The 9,315-nt window shown below is 58.4% G+C and carries 8 protein-coding genes; 2 read left to right on the top strand and 6 right to left on the bottom strand.

What is annotated here, in order from left to right; genetic code table 11:
• A partial coding sequence (locus tag H0V78_08250; GenBank protein ID MBA2351770.1) for a 1-acyl-sn-glycerol-3-phosphate acyltransferase occupies window positions 1-471 on the top strand: 471 nt, incomplete at its 5' end.
• 157 nt (window positions 472-628) lie between these two features.
• Here H0V78_08250 and H0V78_08245 read toward each other — a convergent pair.
• Entirely contained in the window at window positions 629-1,312 is a 684-nt protein-coding gene (locus H0V78_08245; protein ID MBA2351769.1) for a hypothetical protein, read from the bottom strand.
• 113 nt (window positions 1,313-1,425) lie between these two features.
• Here H0V78_08245 and H0V78_08240 point away from each other — a divergent pair, with 113 nt between their 5' ends.
• Entirely contained in the window at window positions 1,426-2,994 is a 1,569-nt protein-coding gene (locus tag H0V78_08240; GenBank protein MBA2351768.1) for a hypothetical protein, read from the top strand.
• Between the two features lie 106 nt (window positions 2,995-3,100).
• On the opposite strand, the gene H0V78_08235 is transcribed toward H0V78_08240, so the two are convergent.
• The 5 genes from H0V78_08235 to H0V78_08215 all read right to left on the bottom strand — a co-directional run bounded on the left by H0V78_08235 (window position 3,101) and on the right by H0V78_08215 (window position 9,031).
• On the bottom strand, window positions 3,101-4,483 hold the full coding sequence (locus H0V78_08235) for an NADP oxidoreductase (GenBank protein ID MBA2351767.1): 1,383 nt from the start codon (window positions 4,481-4,483) through the stop codon (window positions 3,101-3,103).
• Between the two features lie 7 nt (window positions 4,484-4,490).
• Window positions 4,491-4,796: a 4Fe-4S binding protein gene (locus tag H0V78_08230; protein ID MBA2351766.1), complete on the bottom strand. Its 306-nt coding sequence runs from the start codon at window positions 4,794-4,796 to the stop codon at window positions 4,491-4,493.
• A 6-nt stretch (window positions 4,797-4,802) separates the two neighbouring features.
• Window positions 4,803-5,159, bottom strand: coding sequence for a 4a-hydroxytetrahydrobiopterin dehydratase (locus H0V78_08225; protein ID MBA2351765.1), 357 nt, complete (start codon window positions 5,157-5,159; stop codon window positions 4,803-4,805).
• Window positions 5,160-5,189: 30 nt separating this feature from the next.
• Complete coding sequence (locus H0V78_08220; GenBank protein ID MBA2351764.1) at window positions 5,190-7,328, bottom strand: molybdopterin-dependent oxidoreductase; 2,139 nt, start codon at window positions 7,326-7,328, stop codon at window positions 5,190-5,192.
• Between the two features lie 242 nt (window positions 7,329-7,570).
• Complete coding sequence (locus H0V78_08215; GenBank protein MBA2351763.1) at window positions 7,571-9,031, bottom strand: PLP-dependent aminotransferase family protein; 1,461 nt, start codon at window positions 9,029-9,031, stop codon at window positions 7,571-7,573.
• Between the last annotated feature and the right edge of the window lie 284 nt (window positions 9,032-9,315).

Raw genomic sequence — 9,315 nt, 5'->3', positions numbered from 1 at the left:
GTCATCGCCGCTGCGTCGCGACGCCCCGTGCGCTTCGTAATGGATCATCACGTTTTCAGAATCCCGATTCTGAATTTCGTGTTTCGCACCAGCCGCGCGATTCCGATCGCCTCGGCCAAAGAGAATCCGCAACTGCTGGAACGCGCGTACGACGAGATTGCCGCCGCGCTCGAAGCTGGCGAACTGGTCGGTGTTTTTCCCGAGGGACGTATTACCGACAGCGGCGAGCTCTATCCATTCAAGTCCGGCATCGCGCGCATCGTCGAACGTACGCCGGTGCCGGTCGTGCCGCTCGCGCTACGCGGCTTGTGGGGAAGTTCGTTCAGCCGCAAGCACGGCATCGGCAGGTCGATACCGCGTAAGCTGTTCGCAAAAATCGAATTGATCGCCGCGTCGCCTGTCGCGCCCGCGTACGCGACGCCCGAAAGTCTGCAGGAAACGGTGTTGGGCTTGCGCGGGGATTGGAAATAGCGACAACCGCCGCCGTTTGCTGGCGGCGCTCGCTATAGGCCCGGTTGGTAGCAGGTAGCTGGTCGGGGTTTGAAGTCGGATTTCATTGCGAGGAACCGAGCGAGCGCAAACAATTCGAACAGGCCGTGCGGCGAAGCGCGCGTGGACTTCGCGCCCGCTAATTGCCTGTCTTGAAGTACTCGTCGAGGCGATTGACAGCAGCGCGCGTTTGGTCTTCCCCTCCCATCGAATCCTGAAGCAGAGGTTGCAAAGGCTGCTCTGGGACATTCGCCGACTTCGCGTGATGGCGAATGTTCGGGACGAATCGCGCGCCGATTTCAGGAAACGCAGCCCGGCTCGACGCGGAGTGCCCGACGTACGCGCTCATTTTGTAGATCGCACTCTCGCCCTCGCCGTACCGTTGCGCAAGCCTGGCTGCGGTACACTGCGGATCGGTCTCGATGTGAACGGCAAATTCATGCAGCGCGTTCGCGCTGTGGCCAATCGCGGGCAGAAGCGGCTCGGGCACATTGAGATTTCGAGCGGTGTTCGTTAGCCACTCCGATGTTTGAGACCGCCTGGCTGCGTCCAGCCGCCCCATGCTGGCAAGCCCGGCCCCATAGCCCACCTCGAATCCCATCCGCCACGCGGCATGCCTTATCAGCCGCAGCGCCTCGCCATCGAGCTTTGCTCTTGGCTCATTCCCGCTTGAGCAATGTGCGCTCAGTTTGGCGGCATTGGGCAGTGCCAGCGAATCGGGAATCCATCCTGACTTCACGACTCGATCAACCAGCGCCGGAATTCCTGTATGGAGCGCCAAAAATGCTCCGGCGATTGACCAGACGATGGCGATAAAAAACAATGCACGGCTGGCGAGCGTTACGCTGAATTTCCGGCGCGCTTTCACCTTGCTGCCCATGGCATAATCATAGCGATTTACCGAGCCTCGCGCGACCGTCGTAGCAGGGGGACACCGTGGATCATCTCGCTTCGGGAATACTCGTCACCTATTTCTTCTACGCGATCGCGCTTACGGTCCCGGTGTCGATCGTCCTGCTTTACTGGTATCGGCGCGAAGTCGTGCGCGGAATGGGCTCTGTCAGCGAAGAGCTGACCAGTTCGAGTGAATCCCAAAATGCCGTTTCGCGAGCCGCCACGCAAAATCGCGAAAGGACAAGTGGGAAGCGACGCCTGGTCAGCGTTTATTCCCTCGCCGGCGGGGCCGCCGCCGCAGTTATCGCGGCAATGTTTCTTGCTTCGCCTGGACTCGAATCCTCCACATTTCGCGCCTTCGTGATCTGGTACGCGTACTGCTGGCCGATCGTTCCCACGCTCGGCGCGCTGCTCGCGTTGCCGCAAAGAAAAGCCTTACTCGCGTTCGCTGCCTATTTGCTGGCCGGAGTCGCTATGGTCTTGCTCTGGTCGTTTGTGTCGCTGATTGTTCTCGACAGGTCAGATACCACGCCGTTCGCGAACGCGGGCTACTTCTTGCTCTTCCTCGCGTGGGAAGCATGGCTGCCTTATCTGCTCATTCTCATCAGCGGGAATCGAAGACTGCGCTCGGTTTCACCGCTCGTGCTCGCCGGACTCCTCGTGTTCAGCTTCAGCGCGCTCATTGCGCTGCAGGCCTTTGTTGCCGCATTTGACCACTGGGGATCAGCGCTGCTTTATTTCGGCGCGAACACTTATCACGTCCTGTTCATGTTCGCGGCGCTGCCTGTGGGGTATTTATGCTGGCGACTGCTGCGCTGGCTGGCCGAGCGCTACGATCGGAAATCGTTCAGCGATGTCCAGTTGCTGGTGGATATGTGGTGGCTGATGATCATTTTCTGGCAGTGCGCCAGCCTCGCGAGCAAATTCGGCTGGAGAGGATTGTTCGGGCTTCTGGCATTTGTCGTCTATCGAGGCGTGGTGCAAGTGGGACTAAAACTTTGGCCAATCGGCTTCGCATTGCCTGCCAAAAGCCGGTTGCTGCTGCTTCGCGTATTCGGCTTTCAGCGCCGCACCGAGAAACTGTTTGATGCAATCGGCGCGCGCTGGCGGCTCGAAGGAAGCGTCAAGATGATTGCCGGCGCCGATCTCGCGATGCGCACAATTGACCCGGGAGATGTCATCGCGTTCGCCGGCGGGCGTATCAAACATTTGTTCGTTCAGGACGAAGGCGACCTGAAGCAGCGCGTTGAGCGCCTGGACGAAACGAGCGATCCGGACGGCAGGTTTCGTGTGAGCGAGTTCTTTTGCCACGACAACACCTGGCGCCCGACGCTGCGTGCACTGGCAAAAACGAGTGATTTCGTGCTGATGGACCTGCGCGGCTTCTCGCCAGTCAACAGCGGATGCATGTTCGAGCTCGAGCAGCTCTCGCAACACGGGTTGCTGGCACGGACGCTGTTCGTGGTGGACGAGACGACGGATGTGCCGCTGCTTGAATCCACGCTTGCGCAACAGAAAACCGGCTCGCCTAAGTTGAATGTAGTACACGCGAAGGCGTCATCGCCAGCCGAATTCAGCAGGATCTACAGCGCGCTGCACGCACTGGCGTGAACGCTTATGCGACGCTGTTCTCGTCCCTCGGCTCGACGGAGAGCGGTTTATATTTCCTATGCTCTCATCTAACACCGCCAGCGGCCCAGGCGATGTTGATGCTGCCCTAGTCACTGACATAAGCCAGCATTTCTTCTATCCGGGTAAATTTTTCTCTCGGCTTTCCTTTCGGTGCCCCGCGCCCAGTCTCCGCCGCGTCGATTTTCAGCCAGTCTGCGTAGCTCACGTATCTTCTATCTCGTTGCGCGAGCAATGAACGCAACGCGTCGACTCCGGGCTTCTCAGCTATAGGGAATATGGGTAAATCTTCAATGAGCGCCTTCACAGTGGCAACGCTGTCGGCGCGGTTGGTTCCGATGATGCCGGTTGGCCCACGCTTGATCCAGCCAGTGGCGTAGAAACCCAACGAAACTCCGCCACTCCCATTCAGGAGCCGTCCGTCGCGGTTAGGGAAGATGCCTCGTCCCTCGTCAAACGGTACGTTCGGAATGGGTATTCCCCTGTAACCGATGCTACGAAAAAGCAGGCCGCATTGTAATTCGAGTATCTCGCACGTTTCTCTGGCTACTTGATGGAATGGATCTCCCTCAAGATAGTTCTGGGCGAGCACAACGCCTTCAAGCCGCTGATTGCCTACGAGCGCAACAGGACTACGAAGAAAATGAAAGAAAATGCGCCGATGCTTTGACGTGTTTGAGCGCGCTGCAAAACTTCTGAAGATTTCCAGATTCCTGGCGTTGTTCGTATTGTTCTTGTCCGCCAGCTCAGCCGTGCTTTCGGGATTGAGTACCAGGTCCTCCGGAGCCACGATTGGATCGCAGTCCATAACATCGCCCAGTTCCCTCAACTCTTTGCTGGTGAACTTGGCCTGGGCCGGTCCGCGCCTTCCCACCAAGTGAATCTGCCTGACCTTGCTTCCGGCCAAAATGCCAAGTGCATGGTCAGCGATGTCGGTGTGCCTTAATTGGTCGACGGGCTTCGCAAGGATGCGGCAGACATCCGCCGCGACGTTGCCCTGCCCGACAATAACCGCGACTTCATGGGAGAGATCAAAAGCGTGGTCGCGGTAATTGGGGTGACCGTTATACCAGCCGACAAACTCGGTGGCGGTGTGGCTGCCCGGTAGATCCTCACCTCGAATTCCGAGCCTGCGATCGGTTTCAGCGCCGCACGCGAAAATTAGCGCATGATGGGTGCGGCGCAGTTCTTCAACGCTGATATCACGGCCAACCGTGACGTTTCCAAAAAAATTAAAGTGGGGAGTTCGCGCAATTTTGTCGTAGACGAGGATCGCTTCCTTGAGTTTGGGATGATCGGGAGCGACGCCATTGCGCACCAAACCATACGGCGCGGGTAGCTTCTCCAACATATCGACGCATACGAAGTGCTTGGAACGGAAGAGCGCCTCGGCTGCATAAAACCCGCTCGGTCCACTGCCCACGATGGCGACACGCAAAGGGTTCCGTGCCGACCCCAGCTCGCCGCTCATCGTACGCTCAGAAGCCCAACTCCGCTTTCGTCTTTTCCGCCGTTGGCAACGGCGTCTGCTTTTCGCTGATTACGGGAAGTTGGCGCGCGCGTTCAGCGTTAATTTCAATCCAGTGGGCTTGATCATCCGGCATGTCGATGGTTTCGTAGATCGCGTGAACCGGGCACGCCGGAATGCAAGCGCCGCAGTCGATGCACACACCGGGATCGATGTACGTCCTCCGTTCGTCGGCATGGAAGCACTCGACGGGGCAAGTTGTCACGCAATCGGTAAAACGGCAAAGATCGCAATTCGCTGTGACCACGTGGGTCATAAAATCTTACGAATGACCCTCGTCTCCAAGCGCATTTATCTTGCCTGCCATGAAGAAGTCGTAGGCGTGAAGGCCGTTGATCTTTTTTGTATGCAGCACAACCGTGCAGATGCCCCACCCAACGTTAATCACCGGGTGGTGCCATACGGCATCAGCCAGTCCCGCCACCTTTTTCACAAATTCAAACGCCGACCTGAAATCAGCGAATGTAAACGTCTTCTCGATCTTTGTGCAATCGGCGGTAACTTTCCACCCAGGCGCTTCGGGGAGGAGGCGCAACGCTTCCTCCCGTGTCAGTGGCGGAACACCGCCCCGGCAAGGCTTGCAGATCTCGGGATCCAGGACGGCCGCGTTACCTTCCATTAGGCGATCTCAGAACAATGCCCGAACTTACTAAACCAGCGCGACTTGAACCAGGTTATCTGACTGACAACCGGCCCCACCCAAATTACAGTGGTGCGACGAAGTCGTTGAATTTACCGCCGAACCGTTGCGGCTCAAGCTTGGCCAATAACCCAGATTGGCCATGGCCAATCCCTCCAGAACGTCGTTGCTCAATTCCGCCTTGCCTTCAAATGAGCCACGATCGTTGAACACCCGTACGTAATCACCATTCTTGATGTTGCGAGTTGCAGCATCCCTGGGGTGAATAACGACAATCTGTTCGCCTTGGCGGCCTTGTTGGACCGGCTCGTTCGCATATTGCGAGTTCAGAAAGGCGTGGGGCTTGGGAGAAATCAGGCTGATTGAATAACGTTTAGCGAGTTCCTTATCCGCCCCGGATACCTCAATTGGTGGAATATAGTTCGGGACCGGATCGACCGGATCACCGGGTTGCATTTCATTGTACCCATTGCGCCAAACAGGCACGATAAAGTTTCCATTCTCGGCTGCGCTGGCCTTGAATTCGCATTTTCCCGATGGTGTCTTGAAGTTGCCTTCGGCGTGTGGCGCCCGCTCGCCAGGCATCCCTACATTGAGCCGCATCCATCCTTTCTCTTTGAGCATGTCCAAAGTGATTCCATTCAAAGCAGGCGAATCCCAGTCATACATTTTCATCAGCAACTCGTCATCGGTCATATCCCAGTAGTCGTCGTCGAAACCCATGGTCTTTGCGAGACGGCGGAACATTTCAATGTTAGGCACGCATTCTCCTGGCGCGGGGATGGCCGGTTGGTTGACCATCATATAGAGATGGCCCCACGTCACCTGGAGATCATATTGCTCAGCCTGCAAGGTTGCCGGAAGGATGATGTCGGCGTAGCGCGCAGTGTCCGTCATGAAGAGTTCGCTCACCACCGTGAACAGATCATCGCGCTTGAGGCCTTCGATCAGTTTATTCGCGTTCTGCTGCTGAGACACCGGGTTGGAGTTATGTATGAGCACGGACATGAGAGGAGGATCGAGCTTCAGCTCGCCGGTGAGTGCAGCCCCGAGATCCAGCTCGTTGATGACGCGCGTGCCCGGTTTGATCCAGTCAGGCCGCTGTATGAAGTCGAAATTGAACGGGAACTCCCAGATCGGCATCTCGACAGCGCCGCCCCCGACATGGCGCCAGGCGCCGACGAGTGCAGGCAAACAGGTGACAAGGCGGACTGCATCGCCGCCGCCCGGGCTGCGCTCAAGGGCTACGCCTTCGCGAATGGCCGAGGGCTGAGTGGTCGCATATTCACGCGCCAACTTGCGGATATCTTCCGCGGGAATGCCCGTGATCCCGGCGACCTTTTCCGGGGGATATTGGGCGGCGCGGGCCTCTAATTCCTCGTAGCCGAGCGTGTATTTCTTCACATAGTCGTGATCCACCAGATCTTCGGCGATGATCACGTTCATCATGCCCAGCGCCAGCGCCCCATCTGTTCCGGGCCTTATCGCGATGTGCCAGTCAGCTTGCTTTGCTGTGCGTGTGCGTATCGGGTCGATGACCACTACTTTGGCGCCCTTCTTTTTCGCCTCAAGGATGAAAGGCCAGGCATGCAGGTTCGTGCTGAGCATGTTCATCGCCCATACGATGATGTACTTTGCGTAGGCGAGGCTTTCCAGATCGAGCCCGCCGGTCGGGCCCACCGTCATGATCCAGGCGGTGGAGGAGCCCGACTCGCAGTAGCACTTTTCTCCTATGCTGGCACCCAGCCGGTTAAAAAAAGCATCGCCGCTGGTCAATCCGTTCAGCGTGCCCTGGTTCCCCAGGTAACAGTGATTCATGATTGCCTGTGAGCCGTATTTCGCAATGATGTCTGTCCAGCGCTTCTTGATCTCGGCGAGTGCGTCGTCATAAGAGATCCGCTGGAACTGCCCGCTGCCTTTCGGCCCAACGCGCTTCATCGCGTACAACAGGCGGTCGGGGTTGTAGTGATGCTCGGCATAGTCCTTGAGTTTCACGCACAGCCCGCCACGGGTCATCGGGTGATCAGGATCGCCGGTCACCTCCACCAGCTTGCCGTCCTCCACGTGGTAGAGAAACGCGCAGGTGTCGGGACAGTCCTGGGGGCAAGCACCTCTGACGACACGGGTTTCACTCACATGCACTGACATGGCGGTTCTCCCGAAAAATTGGCCCAAGATTGGACGCACGATTGGACGCACGCCTGCGTGCCCGAACGAGCCCGAAGTGCGTTAGGTCACGTTAAGGCCGTGTCAACCGCCGGGATAGTACCAGCAGCGAAAATTCCGATGGTGCCAGCGACGCGCAATGGCAGGATTGGCGACATAAGAACTTACAGGCAATCCGGACAAGGAGCGATTGCGGGCCACCCCCGCCCGAACCGCGTCGTGCTCTACCGACCCGCGGCTTGCGCCAGGGTTGCTATACCTTTCTCGATCTGCTCCTCGGCCAGCGAGCCATAGCCCAGCAACAGAATCCGGTCGCGGTCCTCCATGTGCTCATAGAGATAGGCGGGGCTGTTTTGCAGGCAGTAGACACCAACGCCACAGCGACGCGCGGTCACCTGAAACTCATGGGCGGGTGACAAATGGCGCGGCAGGCGCCAGACAAGATGCATTCCGCTTTCTGCGCCGGATATCTCGACATCCCCGAAATGGCTGTGCAGCGCGGTGACCAGGGCGTCGCGCCGCCGCCTGTAGGTGGAACGGATGCGCTTGAGGTGGTGCGCCCAGCTACCGTCGCGGATAAACCGCGCCAGTGTTGCCTGCTCCAGCCATGGCTGGCCGTTGTCGGTTAATGCCTTGAGCGTGGTGGCTGCGCGGATGAGATCGCGCGGAACGACAACATAGCCCAGCCGCAACCCGGGTCCGATCGAACGGGAAAAAGAACTCATGTAGATCACGCATCCAGGCCGGTCGAGCGCCTGTAGCGACGGCAGCGGTGAATCCTCGTAGCGAAAATCGGCGTCGTAGTCGACCTCCAGAATGTAGGCGCCTACCTCCGCGGCCCACTCCAGCAGCGCGATCCGGCGGTCCAGCGACAGGGTGACACCGGTGGGGAATTGGTGTGAGGGTGTCACGTAGACGAGCTTGACCGGCTGCTTTGGCAATCGCGCCACATCGATCCCGAGCTCGTCCACTGGAACCGGAACAAGCTTCGCCCCGTAGCTTTCGAACAGGAAGGCCGCGCCGCGATAGCACGGCGACTCCATGACCACGCGCGTGCCCGAGCCTATAAGCAGGTGAGCGGCGAGGTTCAACCCCTGCTGGCAGCCGGCCACGATGATGACCTGCTCCGGAGACACAACCATCCGGCGCGCCGGACCCAGAAAGTTCGTGATGAGCTGCCGCAGTTCCGGCAGCCCTGCGGGATCGAGGTACTCGCTCATCCAGGCCGCGGCTCCGCCCAGGCAATCGAGGGTCAGCCTGCGCCAGATTTTCTCGGGAAAGGACTTGGGATCTGTCCGGCCGAGAGCAAAGTCATAGAGCAGGACCCGATCACGGGATTGGTGCAGGCCGGGTGGCCCGCGGCCGGTGTACGGCAGCGGCAGATTGACGACGCGGTGGTGACTGGGAACGCGGCTGAGCGGTTGCTGCGTGCCAGTGGCGATGGTTTGAGTAACAAAAGTACCTACCGCACGCTGCGTGTAAAGGTATCCTTCTTCGACAAGATGTTCATACGCCCCCATGACGGTATTGCGCGAGACATGGAGTTGTTCGCTTAACTCACGCGAACTGGGAACCTCGCTCCCCGGAGGCAGCCGCCCACCGCGGATCAGATCGTGAAACTGCTCGACAATCTGCACCTGCAGGGTGTGCGGATTTTGAAAGTCGATTTGGATCGGAAGCTGCATGAAAGTCGATTGGGAAGGAAGCTGCGCCAAGTCCTTCAATCCACCCTCGAAGGCCTAACAGGCTGTTGAAAACTACTACGCTTGCCAATACTTCGTTACTCAGGGCCTCAAAATGCTCATGTATTCCCATATACATTCCGCTTTTTCGGCCCTTCGCGCCTCGTCTTGGCTGCGCTCGCTACGTTTTCAACAGCCTGCTATGTCTCGCTCGCGGCGACGCACCAAGCGGCGCGTCGCCCGAGCTTGCCCTTATTCTACGTCGTCGCGGCACGCGAATCGCATTA

The organism is Burkholderiales bacterium (genome assembly GCA_013695435.1).
Lineage (GTDB): Bacteria > Pseudomonadota > Gammaproteobacteria > Burkholderiales > JACMKV01 > JACMKV01.
Note: the sequence above shows the minus strand (reverse complement) of the source record. Positions and strands in the feature narration are given on the sequence as shown.